This is a genomic window from Actinophytocola sp., from assembly GCF_036002505.1.
Taxonomy (GTDB): domain Bacteria; phylum Actinomycetota; class Actinomycetes; order Mycobacteriales; family Pseudonocardiaceae; genus DASYTH01.
Window position 1 is genome coordinate 19,002 of record NZ_DASYTH010000293.1, and the last position, 25,583, is coordinate 44,584.

The window sequence follows — 25,583 nt, forward strand, 5'->3', positions numbered from 1 at the left end:
AACGAAAATCAGTGAAGATCGCGGCACAGGCTACCGGGGAGGTCGATCGATCATCTAGAGGTTTCGCAGCTCGGCGTCGGGCGCTCCGCGTTCCTGGCATCCGCCTGGAATCCGAACTCGATGGACTCGTCGGCGGCGATGGTCGCGTTGTACCCCTCGTTCGTGACGGTGACCTGCGCGCCGTCCTCGTTGTGCTTCCCGGACCACAGGTTGGTGATCTTCTGGCCGGCCGGCATCGTCCAGCGAACCGTCCAGCCGGAAAGGGCGGCCCGGCCGACATTGCGGACGATCACATTCGCCACGTAGCCGTCCGGCCACGCGTTGACCGTGGCGAGCTCGGCCTGGCACTGGCCGCCGCTGGTGGTGACCTCGCTGGTCTGGGTGGCCTCGCTGGGCGCGGTGGCCCCGACGCTGGTGCTCGTGGTCGGCGCCGGGGTGGTGCGGGTCTCGGTGTGCGCGCTCTGGCTGGGCTGCGACGGGTCCCGGGCGATCACCGCGCCGATCACCACGCCGGCCGCGACCAGGCACAGCGCCGCGATGCCGGCACCGATCTTCTTGCGGGACCGCCGGGTCAGCGTCGCGCTCGCGGGCAGCACCAGGGTCCCGTGCGGGGTGCTCGGCGGCGGGTTCGCCGGCCGGTCCTCGGCGACCGCGGTGAGCGCCTGGTGCGCCTCCCGCATGGTCGGGCGTTCGGCCGGACTGCGCCGCAGCATCCAGAGGATCACCTCGGTGAGCGGGCCGTCCTGCTCCGGCTCCCGGATGTTCTCGTGGGCGACCCGGTGCAGCAGCGCGATGGGGTTGTCGTCGTGGCCGAACGGCGGTGTGCCCTCGGTCGCGGCGTACAGGCTCGCGCCGAGCGAGAACACGTCGGCGGAGAACATGGCGTGGCCTCCGCCGGCCACCTCCGGCGCGAGGTAGGCCGGGGTGCCGGCGATGATCCCGGTGCCGGTGAACGTGCCGTCGGCCAGTGACCGCGAGATGCCGAAGTCGGCGATCTTCGCGGTGCCGTCCTCGGCCACGAGGATGTTGCCGGGCTTGATGTCCCGGTGCACGATCCCCTCGCCGTGCGCGGTGGCCAGCGCGTCCGCCACCTGCCGCCCGATCTCCGCCACCTGTCCCGCCGGCAGCGGCGCGAGCTGGGACAGGCTGCGTGCCGGGAAGTACTCCATGACCAGGCACGGCGTCCCGTCATGATCGACGATGTCGTGCACCATGATCGCGTTCGGGTGCGGCACCCGCGCCGCCACCCGCGCCTCCCGGGTCGGATGATCGGCCGGGTTGAGCTCCTTCACCGCGACCGCCCGGTCCAGCCGCTCATCGTGCGCCTGCCAGACGACGCCCATCGCACCGCGACCGACCTCGGCAATGAGGCGGTAGCGCCCAGCGATCACGTCACCGGCTGCGATCATCAGGACCCAGTGTAGTAGCTGGCCTTGTCACCGTACTGTCAAGCCCATGGCCGACGACACGCTGCGCACAGTCCGCATCGAACGCACCAGTGCCGGGCGCTACACGGCGCGCAACCAGCGCGGCGCCGAGATCACCATCGGTTCCAGCAACGCCAACGATTTCTCCCCCGTCGAACTACTGCTCGCCGCCATCGCCAGCTGCACCGCCACCGACGCCGACATCGCCACGTCACGCCACACGGAACCGGAAACGTTCACCGTCACCGCCACCGGCGACAAGATCCAGGACGACCAGGGCAGCCGCATGGTCAACCTCGCCGTGCAGTTCAGCGTCACCTTTCCCGAAGGCACCAAGGGAGACGCCGCCCGCGCCATCCTCCCCCGCGCCGTCAAGCTCTCCCACGACAAGCTCTGCACGGTCAGCCGCACGGTGGAACTCGGCACCCCGGTGAGCAACTCGGTTGCACCCTAGGGTCCGACCTTCGCCACTCCACGGTATATACCATCGAATGATGGTATATACTGGGCCAGTGAAACATCTGGTGGACATCGATGACGAGGCGCTCGCCGCGGCGCAGCAGCGGCTTGGCACGTCCACGATGAAGGACACGGTCAACACCGCCCTCAAACTGGCCGCGGCGGATGAGCGGGACCCGTCAGACGTGGTCACCGCACTGGACACGCTCGCCGCCTTCGACTTCGCCGACCGTGAGCAGGCATGGCGCTGAGCTGGCTGGTCGATACGAGTGTGTTGACCCGGCTGGCGAACAGCGACGTGCGCGTCGCAATAGCGCCGCTCGCGGACCAACGTCGCGTCGGACGGTGCGCCCTGTCCGACCTTGAGATCGGATTTTCCGCGCGCAACGCGAACGAGTGGGATGCACTGCGGCACGCACTGCGGATCTTCCCGGTGGTCGGGGTCGTTTCGGCCGACGTCGACCAGGCGTTGGATATGCAGCGCGCATTGGCGGCGCTGGGTCTCAAGGGACGTAAGGTGCCGGATCTCATCATCGCCGCGACCGCGTTGCGGATGGAGCTGACCGTCCTTCACTACGACCGCGACTTCGAGCTGATCGCGGAAGTGACCGGCCAGCCTGCGCAGTGGATCGTGGACCGCGGCTCGATCGACTGAGACATTGTGCGAGCCGCGGCGCTAGACCTTCGCCACGCTGAACTTCGCCACCGCACCGCCCGTACGTTCGTAGTACTCGATGACGACCGCGTGCGGGCCGGCGGTCAGCGGCACATCCGCGGTGTACGTGGTCGCCCCGTGGTCGCTCCAGCCGTCGGCGACCTGTGTTCCGTCGACGTAGAGCCGGATGCCGTCGTCGCCGGTCACGCTGAACCGGTACGTGCCCTCCTCGTAATCCACCGTGCGGGTCCACCGCGCGGAGAAGAAGTTGTTCGGCAGCAAGGGATCCGGCGAGCCCTGACCCCAGTCGAAGTCGACCGTGTCGTCGTTGCGGGTGACCACCGCCGGGCCGATCAGGTCCACATTGGAGAAGTACTCGGCCTGGAACGGGACCGGCGGGGGCGGCGGCGGATCCTCGGTGCGGGCGTAGGAGAACCGGGCGAGCGCACCGCCGCCGATCTCCAGGTACTCCAACACGATCTGGTGCGTGCCCGCGGTCAGCGCGCGGGTCACGGTGTAGGTGGTCGGCCCCTGCAGCGTCCAGTGGTTGAGCACCAGGACGCCGTCGACGTACAGCCGCGCGCCGTCGTCGGAGGTCACCGAGAACTCGTAGTTCCCGGCGGCGAAATCGGTGGATTTGGTCCACCGCGCGGAGAAGTGGTCCACCGGGATGCCGTCGCCCGGCGACCCGGCGCCCCAGTCGAAGTTGATGTTGTCGTCCGGCCGGGTCAGCGTCGGCGTGCCGGCGAGGTCCTGGTTGGCGAAGTACTCGGCGTGGTACGGATCCTCGGTGGTGACCACCTCGCCGATCCGCTCGTAGTCCATGATCGCCGTGGCCCCGCCGCCGCCCTCGAAGTACTCGACCCGGACCACATGCGGGCCGCCGAGCACGACCTTGTCCACGCTGTACGTCGCGTGCTGGAACTGCCAGCTGTCCACCACCGGCTGGTTGTCGATGTAGACCCGGATGCCGTCGTCGGTGGTGCCGGAGAACCGGTAGATCCCGGCGGAGAACACGTCGGTCCGGGTCCACCGGGCCACGAAGTTGTTGCCCCCGATGACCGGCGCCGGCGAGCCGTCGTACCACTCGAAGTCGATGGCCGGGTCGCTGCTGGTGTACTCCGGCGGCGTCGTCGGGATGACCGGGTACGAGCCGGTGTTCGGCACGTTCCAGTACTCCCCCTGGTACGACGCCGACTCCGGCAGGTCCCCGACCTGCGCGTACCACAGCTTGGCGACCGCCCCGCCGCCGTTCTCGTAGTAGTCCATGCGCACCGTGTGCGGCCCGCCGTCCAGCGGCAGCACCGCGGAGTACGTCGTCGGCCCCTCGTCGATCCACTGGTCGATGTCCAGCACCCCGTCGACGGTCAGCCGGACGCCGTCGTCCGCCCGGACCGAGAACTTGTACTCACCGGGCGCGAGGCTCAGCGTCCGGGTCCACCGCGCGGCGAACCGGTTGACCCCGATGCCGGGCCCGGGTGAGTCGGAGCCCCAGTCGTGGTCGACGGCCAGCTCCTCGCGCACCAGGGCCGGTGTGGCGCCCGGGATGGCGTTGACGCTGTCCAGGTTCCAGTACTCCGCGTGGTAGGTCTCGTTGGGCTGGTCCTCGGTGGCGTCCCAGGTCAGCATCGCCACCGCGGCCCCGCCGCCCTCGAAGTACTCCAGCTTCAGCGAGTGGTTCCCCTCGCCGAGGTCGGCGGTGTACGTCCAGGCCGTGGACGACTGCCCCTCCCAGTGGTCGATCACCCGCTTGTTGTCGATGTACAGCCGGACGCCGTCGTCGCTGACCGTGGTGAACTTGTACCGCCCGGCGCCGAAGTACTGGTTCTTGGTCCAGCGCACGGAGAAGTGGTTGTCCGGCATGGCCGGGTCCGGCGCGCCCTGATCCCAGTTGAAGTCGATCTTCGGGTCGGTCCGGCTCAACACGGGGGTGCCGGTGAGGGTCATGTTGTCGTAGTAGCTGGCGTTCCACGGCCCCGCCGGCACGTAGTTCGCGGTGAACGTGATGTCGGTCTCCGGAGTGGTGATCGTGTGCCGGATGCTGCGGCCGTCCGACCAGCCGGCGAACTGCAGCACGGTGCCGTCGGTCGCCACGGCGGTGCTGGCCGCGACCAGGTCACGCTGGAAGCCGACCACACCCTCGATGGTCTGCGGCGTGGTGATCGGGATGCCGTTCAGCGTCACCCCGAGCCCGGGCGGGTTGGTGGCGAACGTCATGTGCGACTTCCGAGGCCGGATCGTGATCACCTTGCTGGTGGTCAGGCCGTTGCCGTCGGTGGCCGTGACGGTCAACTCGTAGGAGGTGTCCGCGGACGGCTCCCCCGTGGTGGGGATGGTGAACGTGCCGGCCCGGCCGGTGAGCGGCCCGGCGAACGGGTGGTAGTGCGAGCCGTGGTGCAGCTTGATCACGGTCTTGATGTTGTTGTCGTTGAGGTCGAAACCGGCCGCGTCGTTGGCGAACGCGTTGTAGGTGATGGTGTCCCCGGCTCGGTACAACTGGCCCTCAGTCGGCATCGACACGGTCAAGGTCGGCGGGATGCCGACCTGGATCACGATCGGCTGGGCGTTGGTCGAGTCGCCGTTGGCGGACACCGTGAGCCGCGCGGTGTACACGCCCTTGGCGGTGTAGGTGTGCGTCGGATTGGGCTCGGTGCCGGTCGTGCCGTCGCCGAAGTTCCACGAATAGCTGAGCTCGTCGCCGTCCGGGTCGTTGCTGCCGGCGCTGGAGAAGTGCACGTCCATCGGCTCGACGCCGCGGGTCTGGTCCGCGGCGGCACTGGCCACCGGCACGTGCGAGGTCGTGTTGTAGGTGACCCGGTAGATCGCGCCCGGATAGAACGTCACGAAATACATCGAGCCGTCCGGGGCGATTTTCATGTCCACGACCGAGCCGGCCGTGGTGTCGAAGTCCTGCACCGACGTGGCGTTGCCGCCGGCGTCCAGCACCGCGCGCTTGATGAAGCCCTGCGCGTAGTCGGCGAAGAACAGGTTGCCCTGGTACTCGGGCGGGAACATGGTGCCGCGGTAGATCGGCCCGCCGGTGACCGAGGCGCTCGCCCCGTTGTGCGGGTAGGCGTGGATGGGGTCGATGAACCCGGCACAGTTCGACGCGCACACACCCTCTTTCAGTGGCCAGCCGTAGTTGCCGGCGCGGACGATGTGGTTGACCTCCTCGAAGCTGAAGTCGCCGACGTCGCCGCCGAACATCTCGCCGGTGGCGCTGTCGAACTGGAACCGCCAGGGGTTGCGGAAGCCGTAGGCCCAGATGGCGCCCAGCTTGCCGGCCTGGCCGGAGAACGGGTTGTCGGTCGGGATCGTGCCGTCCCGGTTGATGCGCAGGATCTTGCCGTGCGGGTTGTCCAGTTGCTGGGCCTTCTCGCCGGTGCCGTTGTCGCCCACCGCGAAGTAGAGCTTTCCGTCCGGGCCGAACCGGATGCTGCCGCCCACGTGCAGCAGGGTCGATGGCGAGGAGGTCTGGAACAGGGTGTACGGTCCGTCGGTGCCGACATCTTGATCCGCGCTGAACCGGACGAGATGGTTCAGCAGATCGTGGCCGGTGTAGTAGAAATACACGTAATGGTTCGCGATGCCGAACTCGGGGTCGAACGCGATGCCGATGAGGCCCCGGTCGCCGGTCGTTTCCGACGGCAGATCGGCGAATGGTGTGGGCAACAGCTGACCATTTTTGATAATCTTTATCTTGCCCGCGCGTTCGAGCACGAAAATGCGGCCGTCCGGCGCGATCTCAAAGCCGGTCGGGCTGTCCAGCCCGTCGCCGACGATCAGCGAGGTCTGGAAGTCCGTTGGTGGCGCAGCAACCCCGGCGGGTGTCAGTAACAGACCGGCCACAACGGACAGTACCGAGAACAATACCGTCAGCTTCAACCGGTGAGTGCGCCTGGATCCGCGCTCCATGCTGAGCCGTCCTCCCACCCCGACCGTATTGATCACTCGGGCCCACGCCGGGGCCGAGCCTTCTGCGCCTGTATCGGTCCGGGTCCGCGATTCGTATCCCGAAACCGATACCTTGCTCCTGGTGAGGGCCCGCCTACCGGCCGGGACCGATGTCTTTGGTCCCGAATAGAACATGTCTGGCAAGGCGATTAACCCGATGATTAGGCCGCCGTCCGGGCCGGATAGTTGAAGCTTCAAGTGATCTAGTACACTGATCACCATGACGTCGAGCGAACCGCGATGGCTGTCCCCGGTGGAGCAGCGAGCGTGGCGGGCTCTCGCCGCCGTTCTGCTCCGGCTGCCCCCGGCCCTCGACGCGCAACTGCAGCGCGACGCCCGGCTCAGCCACTTCGAGTACCTCGTGCTGGCCGGGCTCTCCGAGGCGCCCGCGCGCACGCTGCGGATGAGCGACCTCGCCGCGCTCTGCAACGGCTCGCTCTCCCGCCTGTCACACGTGGTCAAGCGGCTGGAGAAGCGGGACTGGGTACGCCGCTCGCCGTGCCCGGAGGACGGCCGCTACATCAACGCCACGCTCACCGAGGACGGGTTCGCCAAGCTCAGCGCCAGCGCACCGGGCCACGTGCACATCGTGCGGTCGCTGGTCGTCGACGCGCTCAGCGAGGACCAGGTCGAGCAGCTCATCGACATCGGCACCCGGATCACCGACCGGATCGACGGGATGGCCAGCTGACCCGGCGATTCGCCCCTTCGGTCGCCCCATGAGCCCGTACGCCCGCGAAAAACCCGGCCTTACCGTCGTGCCATGTCTGATATCGAACACGCCCCGGAGCTACGCCACGGCAGCTCCGGCGATTGGGTGAAGTACCTGCAGCAGCTGCTGGCCACCGCCGACACCAGCATGCACCGCTGGCCGGTGACGGTGGACAGCGACTTCGGCGCCACCACGGAGAAGGCGGTGCGCGCGTTCCAGGCGTGGGTGCCGATGCCGGTGACCGGCGTCGTCAACCACGAGACGTGGGAAGCGCTCTACCGCAACGCGGTGACCATGGAACAGGTCGACGAGACGGTGGGCCAGATCGCCGGCGACGAGAAGGCCGGCCACCACGGGCACAAGCTCGACATCGGCGAGGAGGTCGCGCACAAGGGCTGGAAGTGCGCCAACGTCCGGTTCGTCATCCGCGACTTCAAGGGCGAGTTGCACAACGGCATCGGCTATGTGCGGTTTGTCAGCCCCCAGGGCGAGGAGTCCGACGAGGAGGCCCAGCTCGACGACGGCTCGCTGATCCTGAGCCAGGTGTGGATTCCCACCGAGGGCAACCTGACGCTGTACGTGACCGCCGTGCAGGGGTTGGTCACGCAACTCGAGGGCGCGATCTCGTTCAAGATCGGCGGCGACCTGAACCTGGACTTCGCGGTGCAGCAGCAGAGCCACACCAAGCAGGTCAGCCGGAACGAGGCGGAGGGCTACGGCTGGGTGCACGGCGAGGAGGTCGAGGTGGGCGTGGAGTTCGAGGTGATCTCCGCGGGCGGCAAGGTCAGCCAGGAGCATTCCGGCAACTGGTCGATCGGGTCCGCCGAGGAGATCACGGTGCGCCTTCCCCTGCCCGGCCTCGACATGACCCAGACCGGATAGCGTCCTTAACCTAGATTAAGGAGCCATGAGCCGGCTCAGCGACGAGGAACAGGCGGTGGTCCGCACAGTCCGGGAGTTCGTCGACCGCGAGGTCCGACCGGTTGCCCGAGAGCTCGAGCACGCGAACACCTACCCCGAGGCACTCATCGAGCAGATGAAACGGCTCGGCGTGTTCGGGCTGGCGATTCCCGAGTCCTACGGCGGTTCTCCGGTCTCGACCCCGTGCTTCGCGCTGGTCACCGAGGAGCTGGCGCGCGGCTGGATGACGCTGGCCGGCGCGATGGGCGGGCACACCGTGGTGTCCCGGCTGCTCATCGCGTTCGGCACCGAGGAGCAGCGGCAGCGGTACCTGCCGCGGATGGCCACCGGCGAGGTCCGGGCCGCGATGGCGCTGACCGAGCCCGGTGGCGGCTCCGACCTGCAGGCGATGACCACGGTGGCGCGCCGCGACGGCGACGCCTATGTGATCGACGGCGCCAAGGCGTGGATCACCAACGCCCGCCGGTCAAAGGTCATTGCGTTGCTCTGTAAGACCGACCCGGCGGCATCGCCGCCGCACACCGGGATGAGCCTCCTACTGGTCGAGCACGGCCCAGGGCTGACCGTGTCCAAGGACCTCCCCAAGCTGGGCTACAAGGGCGTCGAGAGTTGCGAGCTGGTTTTCGACGGCTACCGCGCCCCCGCGGAGGCATTGCTCGGCGGCAACGCGGGCCGCGGCCTCGCGCAGATGCTGTCCGGACTGGAGATCGGGCGCATCCAGGTCGCCGCGCGGGCGGTCGGCGTCGGCCGGGCGGCGTTCGAGGACGCGTTCCGGTACGCCCAGGAGCGGGAGACCTTCGGCAAGCCCATCTGGCGGCACCAGTCGATCGGCAACTACCTCGCCGACATGGCCACGAAGCTGACCGCCGCGCGCCAGCTCGTGCTGCACGCGGCCGAGCGGCTGGACACCGGGGCCCGCAGCGACCTGGAGGCGGGCATGGCGAAGCTGTTCGCCTCCGAGGTGGCCATGGAGATCGCCCTGAACGCCGTGCGGATCCACGGCGCGTACGGCTACTCCACCGAATTCGACGTGGAGCGCTACTTCCGGGACGCGCCGCTGATGATCGTCGGCGAGGGCACCAACGAGATCCAGCGCAACGTGATCACCGCGCAGCTCGTCGCCCGGGGCGGGCTGGATGCCTGACGCCGCGACGAAGTCCGAGCGCACCCGGCAGCGGATCCTGGACGCCGCCGCGCACGTGTTGAGCGTGCGCGGCTACTCCGGCACGCGCCTGTCCGACATCGCCCGGCACGCGGCCGTCCAGGCACCGGCCATCTACTACTACTTCCCGTCCCGGGAGGACGTGATCGAGGAGGTGATGTGGGCCGGGGTGTCCCGGATGCGCACCCACGTCCGCTCCGTCCTCGACGCGTTGCCGCCGGAAACCCCGCCGCTGGACCGGATCGACGCGGCCGTCGAGGCGCACCTGCGGCACGAGCTGGAGATCTCCGACTACACCCGGGCCGCCATCCGCAATGCCGGCCAGCTCCCCGAGCACATCCAGACCCGCCAACTCGCCGAGGCCAACCGCTACGGCGACCTGTGGCGCACCCTCATCGCCGACGCCGCCAAGGCCGGCGCCATCCGGTCCGACCTCGACCTCCGCGCGGCCCGCATGCTCATCCTCGGCGCGCTGAACTGGGCCGTCGAGTGGTGGAACCCGCGCCGCGGCTCACTCACCACGGTGGTGGAAACCGCCCAGTCCCTTATCCGGAACGGCTTGGGGGTGCGATGAAGGGGGCCTTTCTCACGCCCAGCGCGAGAAAGGCCCCCTTCATCGCTCTCCGAACCACCGCTCCAGCACCGTGGCAAGCCCGTCCTCGTGCACCGTGCCGGTCACCTCGCCGGCCGCGGCCTTGACCTCATCCGGCGCGTGCCCCATCGCCACCCCGTGCGCCGCCCACCGCAGCATCTCGATGTCGTTCCCGCCGTCCCCAACGGCCAAGGTCGCGTCCGCGGGGATGCCCAGCTCGACCCGCAGGTCCTCGAGCGCGGAGCCCTTGGACACGCCGTCGCGCACCGCGATCAGGTACGGCGCCCCCTGGTCGAACGTGCACGCCGTGCCGGCGAACCGCTCCGAGAGCAGCCGGGCGATCAGCTCGTCGGCGGTCCGCTCCGGCCAGTACACGGTCAGCCGGCTGATCGGCTCGGCGACCAGGGTGACGTGGTCGACCATCAGGTCCGCCGCCACCTCGGCCAGCGGAAACGGCCCGGTGACGTGGTTCTCCAGGCCGGGCCGCTCGGTCGCGAACAGCACGCCGGGCAGCAGCTCGACCAGCCGGTGCACCATCGGCGCGGCGTCGAACCGGTGCACGGCAAGGAACTCGCCGCTGGCGACATCCATCCGCACCGCGCCGTTCGAGCACAGCACGTTCCCCGTGGTCAGCCCGAGCTGCTCGAGCACCGGCAGCGTGCTGACCACCGGCCGCCCGGTCGCCAGCACCACGTGCGCCCCCGCGGCCACGGCGTTCCGCACGGCCGCCGCCGCCCGGTCGGTCATCGTCCGGAACCCGTTCATGATCGTTCCGTCGATGTCCAGCGCGATCAGTTGTGGTGGTGAACCCCAGCTCATGACCGCCGATCCAACCACCGGAACGCCAACCGCGCGGGAACGAGCAGTAGCCAGAGGTATTTCGCCAGCGCCGGACCGGTGCCCGGGATGAGCGCGACCGGGATGGACAGCGCGAACACCCGCCCGGTGTCCATCTCGCCCGACGCCGCAGCCCGCTCGTCGCCCTCGATTTCCCTCTCCGTCATGGCTGCTGAGCATAGGGCGAGCCGGTGACCAGCCCATTTTTGAACGTTGTCCGGAACTGCGCACTCTGGTAGAACGTGTTCTAGTTGAGCCGAGGAGGCGCCGTGGACGATGTCCTCACCGGGCAGGTCTGGACCGACTTCTGCCAGGCCCTGGAGCGGGCCGGGAAGGTCGTGTTGCGGGAGACCGCCCCGGCGACGCCGCTCGACCGGGCCGAGGGGTTCCGCTACCTGACCCGGCTGGTCCGCGAGATGCTCTACTCGACCGTGGAGAACGCCGACCCGGACTTCCCCCGGCTGCGCGCCCTGGATCTGGTCAAGATCGGCGCCGACAACCCGGACAACGTCTACCTCTCCGCCACCATCCGCGGCGACCGCACCTACCGGATCACCGGCCGGCGCGGCACGATCGCCTACTTCAGCATCGGCTCGAAAGCCAACCGCTACGCCAAGGACGGCACCATGGCCTCCACCGGCGAGCTGTCAAACAACCAACTCGCCGCCAACTCGGACGGCACGATCACCATCATCGCCAGCGCCACACCACACGAAGGCAACTGGCTCCCGCTGGCCCCGGACTCCACCGGCATCGTCATCCGGCAGTCCTATTTGGACCGTTCGACGGAGGTGCCCGGTGAGTGGCACATCGAGCGGATCAGCGAGGGCCCGGAGGTGCCCGGCCCGCTCGATCCCGCATTCCTGGCCAAGGCCCTGCAACGGGCGGCCCTCGCCGTGCACGGCACCGCGGCCACGTTCGCCCACTGGACCGAGCTGTTCATGAGCCACCCCAACGAGCTTCCCGACTTCGGCCAGGAGATGTTCCAGCGGGCCGGCGGCGACCCGGAGATCTTCTACCTGCACGGGTACTGGACGCTCCAGCCCGGCGAGGCGTGGGTGATCGAGACCGAGGTGCCCGACTGTCCTTATTGGAACTTCCAGCTCGACAACTGGTGGATGGAGTCCCTTGACCACACACACCGCATCACCGTCAACAAGCGCACCGCCGTGGTCGACGCCGGCCGGGTGACGATCGTGGTGGCGGACAAGGACCCCGGCTGGGGCAACTGGATCGACACCGCCGGCCACACCAGCGGCACCGCGCTGCTGCGCTGGCTCGGCGCCACCCACCACCCCATCCCCCACTGCAAGGTGGTGCGGTCATGACTGGCGCTACGCCATCGAGCCATGAATTGTTACTGGTCGACGACCTGCTGGTTGCGGCCCGCACCCGCTCGGGGCTGGCCGAGTTCGGCGACGACTGGTTCGTGGAGCCGTTGCGCCAGTTGGTGAACAGCCTCAACACCGAGGCCCGGCTCACCCCCGCCGGCCTGGAGCTGACCCGCCGGCGGCTCACCGCGCTGCTCATGGACCGCCTGCGGCTGCGCGCCCTGCAGCGCGCCCATCCGGAGATCCACGACGTGGAAGTCGTTGTGGCGGCGGAGATCTGCGGACTCCCCCGGACCGGATCCACGCTGCTGCACCGGTTGCTGGCCGCGTCCCCCCGCCTGACGTCCACGCTGTCCTGGGAGACCTCGTACCCGATCCCGTTCCCGGACGAGGGCTCGAACGCCGCCGAGCGCAAGCGCCGGGCCCGCGACCGCGCGGAGCTCTTCCTGCAGCTCTCCCCCGAGTTCGCCGGCATCCACACCATCGAGTGGGACGGCCCGGAGGAGGACGTCATCCTGGTCGACCGATCCTTCCTGTCGATGAGCTTCGACTCGTTCTACCGGGTGCCGTCCTACGGCTCCTGGCTGCGCACCGCCGACCACGGCCCGGCCTACCGGGAGCTCCGCGAGTGGCTCCAGGTCCTGCGCTGGCAGCAACCCGCCCGCGCCGGCCGGTCCTGGATCCTCAAGTCGCCGCACCACCTGCTCGCCGTCGACACCGTGCTGGACACCTTCCCCGGCTGCAAGATCATCATGACCCACCGCAGCGCCGTGCACGCCGTGCCGTCCTACGCGTCCATGGTCGTGTCGATAACCTCCCAGTACAGCGACGACGTCGACGCGCTGGCCGTCGGCCCGTACTGGAGCGAGCGGTTCGCCGGCACCCTGCGCGGGCTCGGCGAGGTGCGCGCCCGCCGGCCGGGCCGGTTCATCGACGTCAACTATCAGGACCTGGTGGGAGATCCGGTCGCCGAGGCGCACCGGGTCATGACCGCACTGGGCTTCGCCGGCGCCGGCGACGATCAGCCGTTCAGGGACTACCTGTCGCACAACCGATCCCAGCGCCACGGCACGCATTCCTACACGCCGGAGGACTTCGGGCTGTCCGCCGCACAGCTCGCCGACGACTTCGCCTTCTACGAGGGGGCACCCGCATGATCCTGTCCGGCGAGGTCGTGATCATCTCCGGGGTCGGACCGGGGCTGGGCGCCAAGCTCGCCACCCGCGCGGCCGCCGAGGGCGCCAAGGTCGTCATGGCCGCCCGCTCAAGCTCCGTCATGGACCAAACCGCCAAGGAGATCGCCGCCGCGGGCGGCGACGCCGTCGGCGTGCCCTGCGACGTCCGCAACCCCGACGACGTCGCCCGCGTCGTGCGGACCGCTCTCGACCGCTACGGCACCGTCACCGGTCTCGTCAACTCGGCCTACTCCCATCCCGGCTTCCACGATCTCCTTGACACACCGGACAAGCAGCTCCGCCGCTCGCTCGACATCATCCTGCACGGCGCCCTGACCATGACCCGCGCTGCCGTCCCACCGATGCGCGCCGCCGGCCACGGCTCCATCGTCAACGTCGGCACCCTGGCCACCCGCAGACCCCAACCCGGCGAAGGCGGCTACGCCGTGGCCAAGGCCGCCCTGTCCTGCACCTCCCAGTACCTCGCTCTCGAACTCGGACCCGACAACATCCGTGTCAACCAAGCCATCATGGGCTGGCTCGACGGCCCCGGCGTCCGCTACTACCTCCAGCTGACGGCCAACTCCCGCAACACCACCGAACAAGCCATCTACGACGAGATCGCCGCGCGCAACCCGCTCGGCCGCATCCCACCCGACGAGGCCTGCGCCGGCGCCATCCTGTTCCTGCTGTCCCCCTTGGCCTCCGAGGTCACCGGCGCCACCCTGGACGTCAACGGAGGGGAGTTCATGCCATCATGACCACGATCTCCTCGGTGGTCGTCGAGATCTGCGCTCCCGCCCAGTTCGTCTGGGACATCCTCGTCGACTACCCGCACTATCCACAGTGGAACCCCTACACCGTGGCGGTGGCCACGACCCTCGAGATCGACTCGCCGATCGACCTCACCCTTCCTGCACCGGACGGTTCCGGCGGCACGTTCGTCAACCGGGAGTTCATCCGGGTGGTCAAGCCGCCGCACCATCTCCGTTACGACACCGGTGATTCGATTCCCGGAATCTTCGCCGTGCGGGATCAGTGGATCGAGGAGCGTGGTCCGGCCCGATGTGTCTACCACACCTCGGACACGTTCAGCGGGGAGCATGCGGGGTGGGTGATCAAGAACAACGGGGGTTGGGTGAAGAAGGGGTTTGACGCGGTGGCCCATGCTCTTAAGGCGCGGGCTGAGTTGCTTTTGCAGGGGTAGCGCCCCCAGGTTCTACGATCGCCCGGCTTGCCACCGTGTTGGCCTCTCACGTCGCTGTGTTGGCGCACCACGGTGTTGTGTTGGCCTCTGGCGGCGGTGTGTTGGCCGGTGAGGACGACGCCGGACACTGCGGACCGCGACCCCGACGCACACCCGGCCACCACGGCCACGTCACCAGCCAACACAGCAACGCCACCGGCCAACATGGCAACGTCAGAAGCCAACACACCGACGGGAGCCGGTCTCCCCTAGGGGGTATCGGTGGGAACCATCTGAACCGGAGGCCGACCGGAGGCGTTGAACACCAGTGGCACCGTCCCCTTCCTTAGAGGAGGCAATACTCATGAGCAGACGACGACGTCTGTTGGCAGTCGCGCTGGCGGTCGGAGCCGCGGTGGCCTACACCGCGACGAGCAGCGCGGCGGACGAGGTCGACTCGTTCGGCGGTAACGTTCAGTTCGTCCAGCTCAGCGGATTCAACGAGACACTTGTTGCCGTCTCCTCCCCGTCCAGCGCCACGTTCCGGATCGCGATCAACGAGCGGACCGAGGAGATCACCTACCGGCTCAGCTACTCCGAGTTCGGGACACCGGTCACCCAGGCGCACGTGCACTTCGGCAGCGCCGCGCAGACCGGCGGCGTCAGCTTCTTCCTGTGCACCAACCTGGGCAACGGGCCGGCCGGCACCCAGGCCTGCCCGGCGGCTGGTCCGGCCACCGTCACCGGCACGATCAAGCCGGTGGACGTCATCGGTCCCGCGGCGCAGGGCATCGCGGCCGGTGAGTTCGCCGAGATCGTGAAGGCCATCAAGGCCGGCTTCGCCTACGTGAACGTTCACACCCAGCAGTTCGCGGGCGGCGAGGTCCGCGCCCAGCTCGGCCACCACCACTGATCATGAAAACCACCGTGCTCGTCGTGGTCGGCGCCGTGCTCCTGCTGCTCGGTGGCACCTTCACCCTGCAGGGCCTCGGGTACCTCAAGGGCAGCGCGATGACCGGCGTGACGCTGTGGGCGGTGATCGGCCCGATCATCGCGGTGATCGGGCTGGTGATCGCCGTCGTCGGTATCCGGCGGAGGTCCCCGACCAAACCGGGCACCGGTACTGATATGTAAAACGCATGCTCGCGCGCCATCGACGGAAGTCCGTAGGCTGCGCGGGTGCGCTGGAATGACCTTGTAGACACGAAGGCCACGACCGAGCTCGAGCGGCTCACCCTGCTCGAGCACGTTTTCGACCCGTTCAGCATCCGCAACCTCGACCGGCTCGGCGTCGAGTCGGGGTCGCGGTGCCTCGAGGTCGGCGCCGGGGCCGGTTCGATCGCCCGCTGGCTGGGCGACATCGCCGGACCCGGGAACGTGGTCGCCACCGACCTGAGCACCACGTATCTCGCGCCGCTCGCGGAGCGCGGTATCGAGGTGCTCCGCCACGACGTGACGGCCGACCCCGCCCCTGGCGAGTTCGACCTCATCCACTGCCGCTTCGTGCTGGACCACCTGCCGGAGCGGGAAGACGCGATCAAGCGGATGGCGTCGTGGCTCAAACCGAACGGGTGGCTGCTGGTGGAGTGCGCCACCATCGCCCCGGAGATGTCCAGCCATCCGGCGGTACGGCACGCCATGGAGGCGCTCGGACGTGTGCTCTCGAAGACCATCGGCACCCATCCGACCTGGGCGCGCACGCTGCCGCGGCCGCTGCGGGGCGCCGGACTCGAGGACTGCGGGGCGGAGGGCCTCGTGCTCCCCGCGGAGGGTGGCTCCCCCATCGCCCGGTGGATGGCCGCCACCATCAAACTGATCGAGACGCCGGCCCTGGACACCGGTCTGGTCACACGGGAGGAGTTCGACGAGGCGTACGCGATGTACGAGTCCCCATCCTTCGTCGACTACACGTGGATCACCATCGCCGCCTGGGGCCGCCGTATGTGAGCGAGCTTGCGAGTGAACGATCAGACACTGCCCCGCGGCCGAGCTTGCGAGGCAGCGGGGCTGGCAGCCACCGAGCTTGCGAGGTGACTGCCCTGACCCCCGGGAGGATGCATGACCGAGTTCGAGCGGTACGTCGTCGAGGAGCACGTCGAGGACTTCAACGACGGGTTGATCTCCCGGCGTGAGCTGATCCGGCGGATCTCGCTGATCACCGGCAGCGCCACGGCCAGCGTGGCGCTGCTGAGCGCCATGGGCTGCAGTACCACGTCGCCCGGCTCGCAGCCGCCGGCCCCGACCTCGCGCAGCACCAGCAGCGCGCAGGACTTCGCCACGCCGCCCGCCCAACCGGTGGCCGACGGCGTGACCGTGAAGGAGAACGACCCGCGGATCACCGTGGCCACGCTGGATGTCAAGGGCGCCGACGGTGCCCCGCTGATCAGCTACCACGCGAAGCCCACCGGGGTGTCCGCCGGCGGCGTGCTCGTCATCCACGAGAACCGCGGTCTGCTGCCGCACATCAAGGATGTCGTCCGGCGGGTGGCAACGGCCGGCTTCACCGGGCTCTCGGTGGATCTGCTGTCCCGCGACGGCGGCGCCGACAAGCTCTCCGACCAGGCCGCGTACGCCGCGGCGCTGTCCAAGCGCCCGGTCGCCGACATGGTGTCCGACGTCCGGGCCGCGCTGGACGCACTGTCCGGCACCGGAGCCGGCGAGAAGCTCGGCGTCACCGGGTTCTGCTTCGGCGGCGGCATGGTGTGGAACACGCTCGCCGCCGGCGTCCCGGTCAAGGCGGCCGCGCCGTTCTACGGCCCGGCGCCGGGCAACGCCGGCGGCCTGGCCACCACCAAGGCCGCCGTGCACGCCGTCTACGCCGAGCTGGACGCCCGGGTCAACGCCGGCAAGGACGCCATCGAGGGCGCCCTCAAGCAGAGCGGCCAGCCGTACAAGATCACCGTCTACCCGGGAGTTGATCACGCGTTCCACAACGACACCGGGGCGCGCTACAACGCCACCCAGGCCGAGGCCGCCTGGATCGCCACGGTGCAGTGGTTCCGGCAGTACATCAGGTAGCAGGTAATCGGATCACGTCGAGCTCCGAGGGGAGCATCATCCGCCATATTCCGTCATCGAACCGCACCGGAACCGTGTGGCCGTGCCACTGGGTCTCGTAGTGCATCACGACACCCTCGCGCGCGACCCCCTCGACTGAGGCCCGGACAACGGCTCCTGGTGGCGGACGCACCTTCACGCGCAAACCGTAGAAACCCGGGTTGCGCTGCGGCCAGGGCAATTCACGTTGTCACATAAATTCATCGGCGAGCGCGCGGAGCAGCGCAATGGCGTCGTCGCCGGTCGCCGCGTGCTGCAGGAAATAGTCGAACAGCTCCAGGTGAAAGGCGACATCCCGCGGGTCCCGGAGCACCACCTCGCCGCTGAACAATTCCACCGTGACCAGCCGGTCGTCATAGATGACAAACCCGTTCAGGGGCGGCCCGACAACCTCGGCGGACTGCGGGACAATCGCCAGCTCCACCCCGGGCTTGGCGGCCACGCCGGCCATGTGTCCCAGCTGTGCGACCATGATCTCCGGGCTGGCCAGTCGCCATCGGACGGCCTGCTCGGTCATCAGGAAGGCGAATGTGCGATCCGCATCGTCCAGCGCGGCCTGCCGCTCCAGCCGGACCCTGACCACCCCGGGCACGTCGATCGCCTGCTCGCTCGGCACCATCGGCGCCAGCGTCCGCGCCGCGTATTCCCGGGTGTGCAGGAGCCCGGGCGGAATGGACGGCAGGAAATGGCGCACGACGGTCGCCGAACGCTCCAGCGCGCGCAGCTCGGCCTGCTTCTGCAGCGGTCCGATCCGCGCGATAGAACGCCAGGACACATAGTCGACATTTGCCCGGCGGGCAAGGCTGATCAGTTCGGTGACAATATCCGCGGGCACGTCGAGCGCCTTGAGGATACGCTCGACGTCGAGCACCGTGGGCAGCGTCTTGCCGGTCTCGATGCGGCTGATCTTGGCCTGGCTCATCGAGCAGCGGACCGCGAGCCGCTCGCCGGACAGGCCCGCAGCAAGCCTCAGCTCGCGGAGGGCCGTAGCAAGGTCCCTCCGGCTCGCCTCGATCCGGTCCGGCTCAACGCTCAAAGGAGGGGGGTGTGGGGGCTGAGCCCCACCGGGGGACTGGGGGCTTGCCCCCAGAAAAAGATATCACCAGCCGAGTGCACGTATGGCCTCCCTCAAGGTCTCCACCGGCAGTTCTACCGCCCGCTCGCCCTCACCCAGCCGCAGCCCCTCCGCATCATGGACGAGCGGCCCCTGCACCACCACGGTATTCCTGTTGGACAGGTACGCGGCAGGGCAGTCACCCGCCCGGCAGTCGTCGGACAGGCGGATCAGCTTGAGCTCAGCGTTCATTCGCACTACTCCCATGCGGGGCCGGATTGCCAGGGGGACAAATCGGTGATGCCACGGAGAGTATGACGATCTTGCTCTCAGTAGTTGCGTTGGGCCCAATGGGTGAGATCTTCCCGCTTGATGGCCGCCGCCATCAGGTCCGGGAACAGGTCCGGCGTGCAGGCGAACGCGGGCACGCCCAGCTCGTGCAGGGCGGCGGCGTTGTCGTGGTCGTAGCTCGGTGTGCCGGAGTCGCCGAGGGCGAGCAGGCAGACCAGCTGGATGCCGGAGTCGACCAGGGCGTGCACCCGGCGCAGGAACTGGTCGCGGGCGCCGCCCTCGTGCAGGTCGGTGATGAGGATGAGCAGGGTGTCCAGCGGCCGGGTGATCAGCGTCTGGGTGTAGGCCAGCGCGCGGTTGATGTCCGTGCCGCCGCCGAGCTGGGTGCCGAACAGCACCTCCACCGGGTCGTCCAGCAGCTCGGTGAGGTCGACGACCTGGGTGTCGAACACGACCAGGCTGGTGCGCAGCGAGCGCATCGAGGCCAGCACCGCGGCGAAGAGGCTCGCGTAGACCACCGACTCGGCCATGCTGCCGGACTGGTCGACGGCCAGGATCACGTCCCGGTGCACCACGCGTTCGCGGCGTCCGTAGCCGATCAGCCGGTCCGGGATGATCGTGCCCAGCTCCGCCGAGTAGTGCCGGAGGTTGGCCCGGATCGTGCGGTCCCAGTCGATGTCGCCGTGCCGCGGCCGGTGCACGCGGGTGGCCCGGTCGATCGCCCCGCGCACCGCGGACCGGGTGCGCTCGGCCAGCCGGTGCTCGAGCTTACCGACCACCTGGCCGACGACGTCGCGCGCGGTCTGCTTGGTCTCCTCCGGGATCACGTCGTTGAGCGTGAGCAGCGTGCCGAGCAGGTGCACGTCCGGCTCGACCGCGGCGAGCAGCTCGGGCTCGAGCAGCATCCTGGTGATGCCGAGCCGTTCGACCGCGTCGCGCTGCATGACCTGGACGACGCTGCTCGGGAAGTACGTGCGGATGTCGCCGAGCCAGCGGGCCACCCGGGGTGCCGAGCCGCCGAGCCCGCCGGTGCGTCTGCGGTCGGGTTCCTCGTCGGGTTCGGGTGCGTCGTAGAGCGCGGAGAGCGCGTTGTCGAGGCGCTTGTCCGTTCCGCTCAGACCGGCGCCGGTGCCGTCGTCGCCACCGCCGAGGACGAGGCGCCAACGGCGGAGCCGTTCCTGGTCGTCGGTCATCCCACCCCCAGCAGCGTGGCGATCACCGGGAGCGCGGCCTCGGCGCGTCGCACGTCGACCTCTTCGACCGTGGCGGTTATCTGTCCACTGTGGATGGACAGGCTGCTGGCGCGCTCGCCGATGGCCCGCCGCTCCGGGCCGGCGAACGCGCCGAAAGTCCGCCGCAGCAACGGGAGCACCTCGGTGAACGTGTCCGCGGGAATGGCCGCCAGCCACTCGTCGATCACCCGGAGCAACCGCTCGTCGTGGACGAGGAGGAGCGCGCCGCCGGCGAAGAAGCCCTCGATGTAGGCGGCGCCGCGGGCGGGCTCCACGCCGGGGGTGAGCGCCCGGCTCAGCCGCGCGGCCACCTCGGTGATGTCCAGGCGCGAGGCGTCGGCGAGGATGCGGGTGATCCGGCCGTCCAGCAGCGGGGCCGCCTGACCCAGCTTGTGGAGGGTGTCCAACCACCGGGACGCCGCCTCGGGGCCGAGCAGGGTGCTGGCCTCGTGAACGTCGTCCACGTGGGTGGACAGCGTTGCTGCCGCGTCGTCGTCAACGCTGCGCAGGGCCGGTTGGAGGCCGGCGCAGATGCGTTCCAGCATGCGTTCGGCAACGCCCCGTAAGGACTGTGTGTCGGTGCCTCTGACGTCGCCGTAGCGGGCGGCTCTCGCCAGGGCGGGGAGTGCGGCCATGAGCGAGGCGACGTCGGTGTCGCGGGCGGACCGGGTGTCGAGCGCGGCCAGGACGTCTGGGAGGGCGTCGAGCAGGGCCGCCAGCAGGCAGTCCTCGACGGCGGCGGTGGTGTCGGCGAGCGCGGTCGCGTCCAGGGCCCGGCGGCGGATGACCGTCGTCGCGGCCGCTTTGACGGTTGTGCCGTGGGCGCTGGCGGCGACGAGATCGACCTCGAACTCGGGATGCCACTGCAGCATCCAGGTCTCGCGGAACGTGCCGGTGTTGCGCCGCGCCGAGACGGCCGGTGTGCCCCACGGGATGTCCAGCACGCGCAGCTGGTGCAGCAGCTGGGACCGTTGCGCCCCAACGGGGTTGCGCAGGTCGAGGTCCACCTCGCGCTCATCCGGCTCGCGCCTGAGTCGGAGGGTCCGCGCCTGCGCGGCCAGGTCGGCGGCCACCGGGGCCTGCGGGGTCGACTCCGGCACCGCGCCGAGCCGCTCCCCCACCACCAGCTTGCGGGTGACCAGGTCCAGCAGCACCTCGTTGCCGCCGCAGAGCACCGACCAGGTCGCCTCGGTCACCTCCGCCAGCCCGGCCAGCGGACGATCCCTCAGTGCCGCAAGGGTTTCCGCCAACCGCACCGCCTCGATGACGTGCGCGCTGGACACCGGCAGGTCCTCCGCGCGCAGCACCCGCGCCACCTCGGTCAGCCACCGCGCGGTGACCTGATCGGACACCGTGAACAGGTGGTGGTACCAACCCGGCGAGGTGACCCCGGCGCCGTAGCCGCTCGCCGTGGCCAGCCGGCCGTGCGTCCACGGCACCCAGGTGCACGCCACCTTCCGTTTCGGCAGGCCCTTGAGGATGCGCTGATCGTGTGCCGCGGGCGGGAGCGGGTCGGTCAGCGCCGGCACGTGCCAGGCGCCGCAGATCACGGCAATCCGCTCGTAGCCCTGTTTCCTGGTGTTGCGGATGGTCGTCCGCATGGAGGCCTCGCGCTGCTGCTCCCGAACGGCGTCCTCGGGGAACTCCTCGCGCAGCGCGGCCATCGCCTCGCCGATCACCTCGAACGGCGCCGCACCGGCCCGGCGGTGCTCGATGACGTCGTCCCACCAGCGCTCCGGATCGTCGTAGCCGCTCGCCGTGGCCAACTCGGCCAGCGGGTCGACCACCACCTTGGTCCGGTTCCTCGGCGAGGAAGCGAACTGGATGGCGGCGGGAAGATCGCAGAACCGCACCGGAACGCCCACCTTCAGCGCGTACTGGATCGCCTGCCACTCCGGGCTGAACACGGCGAACGGCCAGAACGCGGCCTTCGAGGTGTCGTCCGTGGCATAGGCGAGCAGCGCCACCGGCGGCTCCATGTGGCCGTCCGCGGCCAGCTCGACGAGCTTGTCGGCTTCGGGCGGGCCCTCGATGAGGATGGCGTCGGGCTCGAGGTCCGTCAGCGCCCGGGTCACCGCCCTGGCCGAGCCGGGGCCGTGATGTCTGATCCCGAGCACGTCGGTCATGTGATCTCGCGGCAGGCGCGGTAGAAATCCGCCCAACCGTCCCGTTCCCGCACGACGGTCTCCAGGTACTCCGTCCACACCACGCGGTCCGAGGACGGATCCTTCATCACCGCCCCCAGGATGCCGCCCGCCACGTCATGCGGCCTGAGCACCCCGTCCCCGAAGTGCGCCGCCAGCGCCAGCCCGCCGGTCACCACGCTGATCGCCTCCGCCGTCGACAGCGTGCCCGACGGTGACTTCAGCGCCGTCCGCCCATCCTCCGTCCGCCCTGCCCGGAGCTCCCGGAACACCGACACCACCCGCCGGATCTCGGCCAACCCGGCGTCCGGCTCCGGCAGTTCCAACGCCGCGCCCAGCTGGCTGACCCGCCGGGCCACGATCTCCACCTCCTCCTCGGCGGAGTCCGGCAACGGCAACACCACCGTGTTGAACCGCCGCCGCAGCGCGCTCGACAGCTCGTTGATCCCCTTGTCCCGGTCATTCGCCGTAGCGATGACGTTGAACCCCTTCCGCGCCTGGACTTCGGTGCCGAGTTCGGGAACCGGCAACGTCTTCTCGGACAGAATGGTGATCAACGCATCCTGCACGTCCGCCGGCATCCGGGTCAGCTCCTCGATCCGCGCCAACCGCCCGTCGCGCATCGCCCGCAACACCGGGCTCGCCACCAGGGCCTGCTCCGTCGGCCCCTCCGCGATCAACCTGGCGTAGTTCCACCCATACCGGATCGACTCCTCAGTCGTGCCGGCCGTCCCCTGCACCAGCAACGTCGAATCCCCACTCACCGCCGCCGCCAGATGCTCCGACACCCAGGTCTTGGCCGTCCCCGGCACCCCCAACAGCAACAACGCCCGATCTGTCGCCAAGGTGGCCACCGCCACCTCCATCAACCGCCGCGACCCCACATACTTCGGCGAGATCACCGTCCCATCCGGCAACGTCCCACCCATGAGGTACGTGACCACCGCCCACGGCGACAGGTTCCACGACGGCGGCCGCCCCCGCTCATCCTGCCCCGCCAACGCGGCCAACTCATCCACATAGGACTGCTCAGCATGCGGCCTCAGGATCGCGGTTGTCACCCACCCACCCTAAGCGGCACGCTCCCCGGGCATGTTGGCCGCTCACGTCGCCGTGTTGGCGCCTGACGTCGCCGTGTTGGCATCTGACGTCACCGTGTTGGCCGCTGGTGCGGTGGGCGGGACCGGGCCAAACCCGATGGGGCCGCGACCCGACCAACACCACGACGCGAGCGGCCAACACACCATCGCCACAGGCCAATACACCGACGCGACCGGCCAACACGCGCGACAAGTATGGCGAGCCTGATGTCAGAGCGCCTCTCGTTGGCGTTGTCTGAGGTGGTCGACGAGCTGGGCCAGGGCGGGGTCGCGGATGGGTTCGGTCAGGGTGATGGTGTGTGTGCGGCCGGCTTCGGTTGCGGTGATGGTGAAGGTGCGTTGGTCGGCGCCTCGTGCGGGGGCCTCGGGGCGGGCGGGGAGAGAGAAGAAATGGGCTTCGGTGAGGAGGGTGCGGAGGGTGGCGGCCTCGGTGGGGTCGATGGTGGCGGTGTCGACCTCCAAGGGTTCGGCCAGCGCCGGGATGTAGGCGAAGCCGCCGTCCATCTCGAAGCGGAGCCGGAGGTCACCGCCCTCCGCACCGGGGTTCACCAGGTGCTTCCGGCGGCGTCGTAGGGCTGGCGGGCGGCGAGGACGCCGGCGGAGGTGTCGTCCATGACGCCCACTATGCCCTTGCGGGTGAGGTACCACGCGCCGTCGAGGCCGGCGAAGGTGGACATCTCGCCGTTGGCGACGTTGCTGTCCAGGGTGCCGGCGTACTTGGCCGGGCCGGAGGTGTAACTGAGCAGCAGGGTCCCGTCGCGCAGCCGCCACTGGCCGGTGTTGCTGCCGGAGAAGCTGTGGTCGGCGTTGAACGTGATCGACGCCTGGCCGTAGGTGGTGGTGGAGCCCCAGCTGTAGTGGAGGATCCAGTCACCGGACAGGCCGGGGACGGCGACGTTGATGCCGACCTGACGCCAGGCTTCGGCGACCTTGGCCGCCACGTCGGCGTCGAACAGCTTCGCGGCGTTGTCCGCGGTGAGGTTGGCGAAGTCCTGGAAGCTCGCGGTGGGCGAGAGGCGCGGGTCGCAGTTCGTGGCGTACCAGATCTTTCCGGCCTTCTCCCAGGCGTAGCCGCCGAGCGCGATGGCGGCCAGGTAGAACGCCCGGTTGGGAATTCCGGAGTTGATGTGCACGCCACCGTTGTCCCGGGTGGTGTTGACATATTTCGACATGTGGTCGGGCTGCGGGTCCTTGCCCAGCACCCGGTCGTCGTACGCGGTGCCCGGCGCCTTCATCGAGCGCAGCGCGATGCCGTTGATCGCCGGGGTGAACAGGCCCGCGCCGATCAGCCAGTCCGCGTCGGCCGCGGTCTGCCGCGGGGATTGCGCGTACTGCTTCACCAGTGAGCCGAACACGTCCGACAGGGACTCGTTCAGCGCGCCGGGCTGGTCGTGGTAGACCAGGTTGGCCTGGTGCGCGGTGACGCCGTGGGTCAGCTCGTGCCCCATGATGTCGATGGCGATCGTGAACCGGTTGAAATACTGGCCGTCGCCGTCACCGAACACCATCTGCACGTCGTTCCAGAACGCGTTGTCGTATTTCTTGTCGTAGTGCACGGTGCCGATCAGGTCCATGCCGGCGTTGTCGATCGAGTCGCGCTGGTAGATGTCCCAGTACAGATCGAAGGTGGCGCCGAGCCCGTCGTAGGCCTCGTCGACCGCCGCGTCACCGGTGGCGGCCTGGCCCTCGGAACGCACCAGCGTGCCGGGCAGCGTGGTGCCGGTCTTGGCGTCGTGAATGAGCCGCTTCTTGTGCGGCCCGGCCGCCCCGAACACGGCCACCGGCGCGCGCATCAGCTCCCGCTCGGCGCGGACCTGCCGGGTCGAGGAGTCCACCGCCAGGGTTCGCAGTGCCCAGTCGCGTTCCTCGCCGGTGCCGTTCCGGGCGATGTTCTCCAGCATGTGCGGCGGCAGGACACAGTGCAGGCAATTCCGTTCGGTCATGGTCCCTCGCCTCACTTCGCGCCGTTGCCGGACAGGTCCGGGCCACCCGCCTTGGCACCGGCGAGCGCCAGCGCCGTGCCGTCCGCACCGGCCGGTTGCGCCGCCGCCTCGACCACCGTCTCGAGAGCGATGCCCGTGGTGCCGTCCTTGGACAGGTACCAGCTACCGTCCAATCCGGAGAATGTCGACATCGCCCCGACGCCGATGTTGCTGTTGACGTTTCCGCCGTACTTGGCCGGTCCGCTGTCGAAACTCAACATGATCGTGCCGGCCTGCTGCCGCCACTGACCGGTGAACTGGCCACCAAACGTGCCGTTGCTGTTGAACACGATTGGCGACTGCGCATAACTT

The 25,583-nt window shown here is 69.2% G+C and carries 27 protein-coding genes; 15 read left to right on the plus strand and 12 right to left on the minus strand.

From position 1 onward, the window contains the following. Positions 1-50: 50 nt before the first annotated feature. The gene (locus VGR06_RS25565; protein ID WP_327561664.1) at positions 51-1,409 is read right to left on the minus strand and encodes a protein kinase domain-containing protein; all 1,359 of its coding nucleotides are present in this window, start codon (positions 1,407-1,409) and stop codon (positions 51-53) included. A gap of 46 nt (positions 1,410-1,455) precedes the next feature. On the opposite strand from VGR06_RS25565, the gene VGR06_RS25570 reads away from it, so the two are divergent. From VGR06_RS25570 to VGR06_RS25580, 3 genes are read left to right on the plus strand one after another with little or no spacing between them, the layout of a single operon-like run. Continuing rightward, on the plus strand, positions 1,456-1,881 hold the full coding sequence (locus VGR06_RS25570) for an OsmC family protein (RefSeq protein WP_327561665.1): 426 nt from the start codon (positions 1,456-1,458) through the stop codon (positions 1,879-1,881). Between the two features lie 58 nt (positions 1,882-1,939). Beyond that, positions 1,940-2,137, plus strand: a complete 198-nt coding sequence (locus tag VGR06_RS25575) for a type II toxin-antitoxin system VapB family antitoxin (protein WP_327561666.1) — start codon at positions 1,940-1,942, stop codon at positions 2,135-2,137. Then, positions 2,128-2,541, plus strand: coding sequence for a PIN domain nuclease (locus tag VGR06_RS25580; protein WP_327561667.1), 414 nt, complete (start codon positions 2,128-2,130; stop codon positions 2,539-2,541). Before VGR06_RS25575 ends, VGR06_RS25580 begins: the two co-directional genes overlap by 10 nt. A gap of 21 nt (positions 2,542-2,562) precedes the next feature. On the opposite strand, the gene VGR06_RS25585 is transcribed toward VGR06_RS25580, so the two are convergent. Next, the gene (locus VGR06_RS25585; protein ID WP_327561668.1) at positions 2,563-6,390 is read right to left on the minus strand and encodes a PA14 domain-containing protein; all 3,828 of its coding nucleotides are present in this window, start codon (positions 6,388-6,390) and stop codon (positions 2,563-2,565) included. A gap of 325 nt (positions 6,391-6,715) precedes the next feature. Between VGR06_RS25585 and VGR06_RS25590 the strand changes: the two genes are divergently transcribed. The 4 genes from VGR06_RS25590 (at position 6,716) to VGR06_RS25605 (ending at position 9,864) form a co-directional block, all read left to right on the plus strand. Further along, the gene (locus VGR06_RS25590) at positions 6,716-7,186 is read left to right on the plus strand and encodes a MarR family winged helix-turn-helix transcriptional regulator (protein ID WP_327561669.1); all 471 of its coding nucleotides are present in this window, start codon (positions 6,716-6,718) and stop codon (positions 7,184-7,186) included. Positions 7,187-7,258: 72 nt separating this feature from the next. Further along, the gene (locus VGR06_RS25595; RefSeq protein ID WP_327561670.1) at positions 7,259-8,089 is read left to right on the plus strand and encodes a peptidoglycan-binding domain-containing protein; all 831 of its coding nucleotides are present in this window, start codon (positions 7,259-7,261) and stop codon (positions 8,087-8,089) included. Between the two features lie 25 nt (positions 8,090-8,114). Beyond that, positions 8,115-9,272 (plus strand): acyl-CoA dehydrogenase family protein, encoded by a 1,158-nt coding sequence (locus tag VGR06_RS25600; protein ID WP_327561671.1) that lies wholly within the window; start codon positions 8,115-8,117, stop codon positions 9,270-9,272. Next, positions 9,265-9,864 (plus strand): TetR/AcrR family transcriptional regulator, encoded by a 600-nt coding sequence (locus tag VGR06_RS25605; protein ID WP_327561672.1) that lies wholly within the window; start codon positions 9,265-9,267, stop codon positions 9,862-9,864. Before VGR06_RS25600 ends, VGR06_RS25605 begins: the two co-directional genes overlap by 8 nt. Positions 9,865-9,903: 39 nt before the next feature. Here VGR06_RS25605 and VGR06_RS25610 read toward each other — a convergent pair whose 3' ends face one another. After that, positions 9,904-10,701 (minus strand): HAD-IIB family hydrolase, encoded by a 798-nt coding sequence (locus VGR06_RS25610; protein WP_327561673.1) that lies wholly within the window; start codon positions 10,699-10,701, stop codon positions 9,904-9,906. Next, positions 10,698-10,886, minus strand: coding sequence for a hypothetical protein (locus VGR06_RS25615; protein WP_327561674.1), 189 nt, complete (start codon positions 10,884-10,886; stop codon positions 10,698-10,700). Before VGR06_RS25615 ends, VGR06_RS25610 begins: the two co-directional genes overlap by 4 nt. Before the next feature lie 102 nt (positions 10,887-10,988). Between VGR06_RS25615 and VGR06_RS25620 the strand changes: the two genes are divergently transcribed. The 8 genes from VGR06_RS25620 to VGR06_RS25655 all read left to right on the plus strand — a co-directional run bounded on the left by VGR06_RS25620 (position 10,989) and on the right by VGR06_RS25655 (position 17,429). Further along, a complete protein-coding gene (locus tag VGR06_RS25620) occupies positions 10,989-12,047 on the plus strand; it encodes a DUF1214 domain-containing protein (protein WP_327561675.1) in 1,059 nt (352 codons plus the stop codon). Then, positions 12,044-13,207, plus strand: coding sequence for a sulfotransferase (locus tag VGR06_RS25625; RefSeq protein ID WP_327561676.1), 1,164 nt, complete (start codon positions 12,044-12,046; stop codon positions 13,205-13,207). The genes VGR06_RS25620 and VGR06_RS25625 overlap by 4 nt, the downstream gene beginning before the upstream one ends. After that, a complete protein-coding gene (locus tag VGR06_RS25630) occupies positions 13,204-13,986 on the plus strand; it encodes an SDR family oxidoreductase (RefSeq protein ID WP_327561677.1) in 783 nt (260 codons plus the stop codon). Before VGR06_RS25625 ends, VGR06_RS25630 begins: the two co-directional genes overlap by 4 nt. Continuing rightward, positions 13,983-14,432 carry an SRPBCC domain-containing protein gene (locus tag VGR06_RS25635; protein ID WP_327561678.1) on the plus strand — a complete coding sequence of 150 codons (450 nt, stop codon included), beginning with the start codon at positions 13,983-13,985 and terminating at the stop codon, positions 14,430-14,432. The genes VGR06_RS25630 and VGR06_RS25635 overlap by 4 nt, the downstream gene beginning before the upstream one ends. A 343-nt stretch (positions 14,433-14,775) precedes the next feature. Then, positions 14,776-15,324 carry a CHRD domain-containing protein gene (locus VGR06_RS25640; protein WP_327561679.1) on the plus strand — a complete coding sequence of 183 codons (549 nt, stop codon included), beginning with the start codon at positions 14,776-14,778 and terminating at the stop codon, positions 15,322-15,324. A gap of 2 nt (positions 15,325-15,326) precedes the next feature. Beyond that, positions 15,327-15,545 (plus strand): hypothetical protein, encoded by a 219-nt coding sequence (locus VGR06_RS25645; RefSeq protein WP_327561680.1) that lies wholly within the window; start codon positions 15,327-15,329, stop codon positions 15,543-15,545. A gap of 45 nt (positions 15,546-15,590) precedes the next feature. Further along, on the plus strand, positions 15,591-16,358 hold the full coding sequence (locus VGR06_RS25650) for a methyltransferase domain-containing protein (RefSeq protein WP_327561681.1): 768 nt from the start codon (positions 15,591-15,593) through the stop codon (positions 16,356-16,358). A 111-nt stretch (positions 16,359-16,469) separates the two neighbouring features. After that, a complete protein-coding gene (locus tag VGR06_RS25655) occupies positions 16,470-17,429 on the plus strand; it encodes a dienelactone hydrolase family protein (protein WP_327561682.1) in 960 nt (319 codons plus the stop codon). Between the two features lie 229 nt (positions 17,430-17,658). Here the strand turns inward: VGR06_RS25655 and VGR06_RS25660 are convergent, their stop codons facing one another. The 8 genes from VGR06_RS25660 to VGR06_RS25695 form a co-directional block, all read right to left on the minus strand. After that, complete coding sequence (locus VGR06_RS25660; protein ID WP_327561683.1) at positions 17,659-18,504, minus strand: helix-turn-helix transcriptional regulator; 846 nt, start codon at positions 18,502-18,504, stop codon at positions 17,659-17,661. A gap of 63 nt (positions 18,505-18,567) precedes the next feature. Next, positions 18,568-18,774, minus strand: a complete 207-nt coding sequence (locus VGR06_RS25665) for a hypothetical protein (RefSeq protein WP_327561684.1) — start codon at positions 18,772-18,774, stop codon at positions 18,568-18,570. Positions 18,775-18,851: 77 nt separating this feature from the next. Beyond that, positions 18,852-20,006, minus strand: a complete 1,155-nt coding sequence (locus tag VGR06_RS25670; RefSeq protein WP_327561685.1) for a VWA domain-containing protein — start codon at positions 20,004-20,006, stop codon at positions 18,852-18,854. Beyond that, positions 20,003-22,171, minus strand: coding sequence for a DUF5682 family protein (locus tag VGR06_RS25675; protein WP_327561686.1), 2,169 nt, complete (start codon positions 22,169-22,171; stop codon positions 20,003-20,005). Before VGR06_RS25675 ends, VGR06_RS25670 begins: the two co-directional genes overlap by 4 nt. After that, positions 22,168-23,250: an ATP-binding protein gene (locus VGR06_RS25680; RefSeq protein WP_327561687.1), complete on the minus strand. Its 1,083-nt coding sequence runs from the start codon at positions 23,248-23,250 to the stop codon at positions 22,168-22,170. The genes VGR06_RS25675 and VGR06_RS25680 overlap by 4 nt, the downstream gene beginning before the upstream one ends. A gap of 249 nt (positions 23,251-23,499) precedes the next feature. Next, on the minus strand, positions 23,500-23,838 hold the full coding sequence (locus tag VGR06_RS25685) for a protealysin inhibitor emfourin (RefSeq protein WP_327561688.1): 339 nt from the start codon (positions 23,836-23,838) through the stop codon (positions 23,500-23,502). After that, complete coding sequence (locus VGR06_RS25690) at positions 23,835-25,232, minus strand: M4 family metallopeptidase (RefSeq protein WP_327561689.1); 1,398 nt, start codon at positions 25,230-25,232, stop codon at positions 23,835-23,837. Before VGR06_RS25690 ends, VGR06_RS25685 begins: the two co-directional genes overlap by 4 nt. A gap of 11 nt (positions 25,233-25,243) precedes the next feature. Beyond that, on the minus strand, positions 25,244-25,561 hold the full coding sequence (locus VGR06_RS25695; protein ID WP_327561690.1) for a hypothetical protein: 318 nt from the start codon (positions 25,559-25,561) through the stop codon (positions 25,244-25,246). Positions 25,562-25,583 lie beyond the last annotated feature (22 nt).

Excerpts from the sequence above, each read along its gene's own strand:
- VGR06_RS25595 (WP_327561670.1), top strand. The coding sequence starts at position 7,259 with ATGTCTGATATCGAACACGCCCCGGAGCTACGCCACGGCAGCTCCGGC.
- VGR06_RS25630 (WP_327561677.1), top strand. The coding sequence starts at position 13,204 with ATGATCCTGTCCGGCGAGGTCGTGATCATCTCCGGGGTCGGACCGGGG.
- VGR06_RS25580 (WP_327561667.1), top strand. The coding sequence starts at position 2,128 with ATGGCGCTGAGCTGGCTGGTCGATACGAGTGTGTTGACCCGGCTGGCG.
- VGR06_RS25645 (WP_327561680.1), top strand. The coding sequence starts at position 15,327 with ATGAAAACCACCGTGCTCGTCGTGGTCGGCGCCGTGCTCCTGCTGCTC.
- VGR06_RS25640 (WP_327561679.1), top strand. The coding sequence starts at position 14,776 with ATGAGCAGACGACGACGTCTGTTGGCAGTCGCGCTGGCGGTCGGAGCC.
- VGR06_RS25655 (WP_327561682.1), top strand. The coding sequence starts at position 16,470 with ATGACCGAGTTCGAGCGGTACGTCGTCGAGGAGCACGTCGAGGACTTC.
- VGR06_RS25610 (WP_327561673.1), bottom strand. The coding sequence starts at position 10,701 with ATGAGCTGGGGTTCACCACCACAACTGATCGCGCTGGACATCGACGGA.
- VGR06_RS25565 (WP_327561664.1), bottom strand. The coding sequence starts at position 1,409 with ATGATCGCAGCCGGTGACGTGATCGCTGGGCGCTACCGCCTCATTGCC.
- VGR06_RS25665 (WP_327561684.1), bottom strand. The coding sequence starts at position 18,774 with ATGAACGCTGAGCTCAAGCTGATCCGCCTGTCCGACGACTGCCGGGCG.
- VGR06_RS25600 (WP_327561671.1), top strand. The coding sequence starts at position 8,115 with ATGAGCCGGCTCAGCGACGAGGAACAGGCGGTGGTCCGCACAGTCCGG.
- VGR06_RS25675 (WP_327561686.1), bottom strand. The coding sequence starts at position 22,171 with ATGACCGACGTGCTCGGGATCAGACATCACGGCCCCGGCTCGGCCAGG.
- VGR06_RS25615 (WP_327561674.1), bottom strand. The coding sequence starts at position 10,886 with ATGACGGAGAGGGAAATCGAGGGCGACGAGCGGGCTGCGGCGTCGGGC.
- VGR06_RS25690 (WP_327561689.1), bottom strand. The coding sequence starts at position 25,232 with ATGACCGAACGGAATTGCCTGCACTGTGTCCTGCCGCCGCACATGCTG.
- VGR06_RS25570 (WP_327561665.1), top strand. The coding sequence starts at position 1,456 with ATGGCCGACGACACGCTGCGCACAGTCCGCATCGAACGCACCAGTGCC.
- VGR06_RS25590 (WP_327561669.1), top strand. The coding sequence starts at position 6,716 with ATGACGTCGAGCGAACCGCGATGGCTGTCCCCGGTGGAGCAGCGAGCG.
- VGR06_RS25635 (WP_327561678.1), top strand. The coding sequence starts at position 13,983 with ATGACCACGATCTCCTCGGTGGTCGTCGAGATCTGCGCTCCCGCCCAG.
- VGR06_RS25605 (WP_327561672.1), top strand. The coding sequence starts at position 9,265 with ATGCCTGACGCCGCGACGAAGTCCGAGCGCACCCGGCAGCGGATCCTG.
- VGR06_RS25670 (WP_327561685.1), bottom strand. The coding sequence starts at position 20,006 with ATGACCGACGACCAGGAACGGCTCCGCCGTTGGCGCCTCGTCCTCGGC.
- VGR06_RS25625 (WP_327561676.1), top strand. The coding sequence starts at position 12,044 with ATGACTGGCGCTACGCCATCGAGCCATGAATTGTTACTGGTCGACGAC.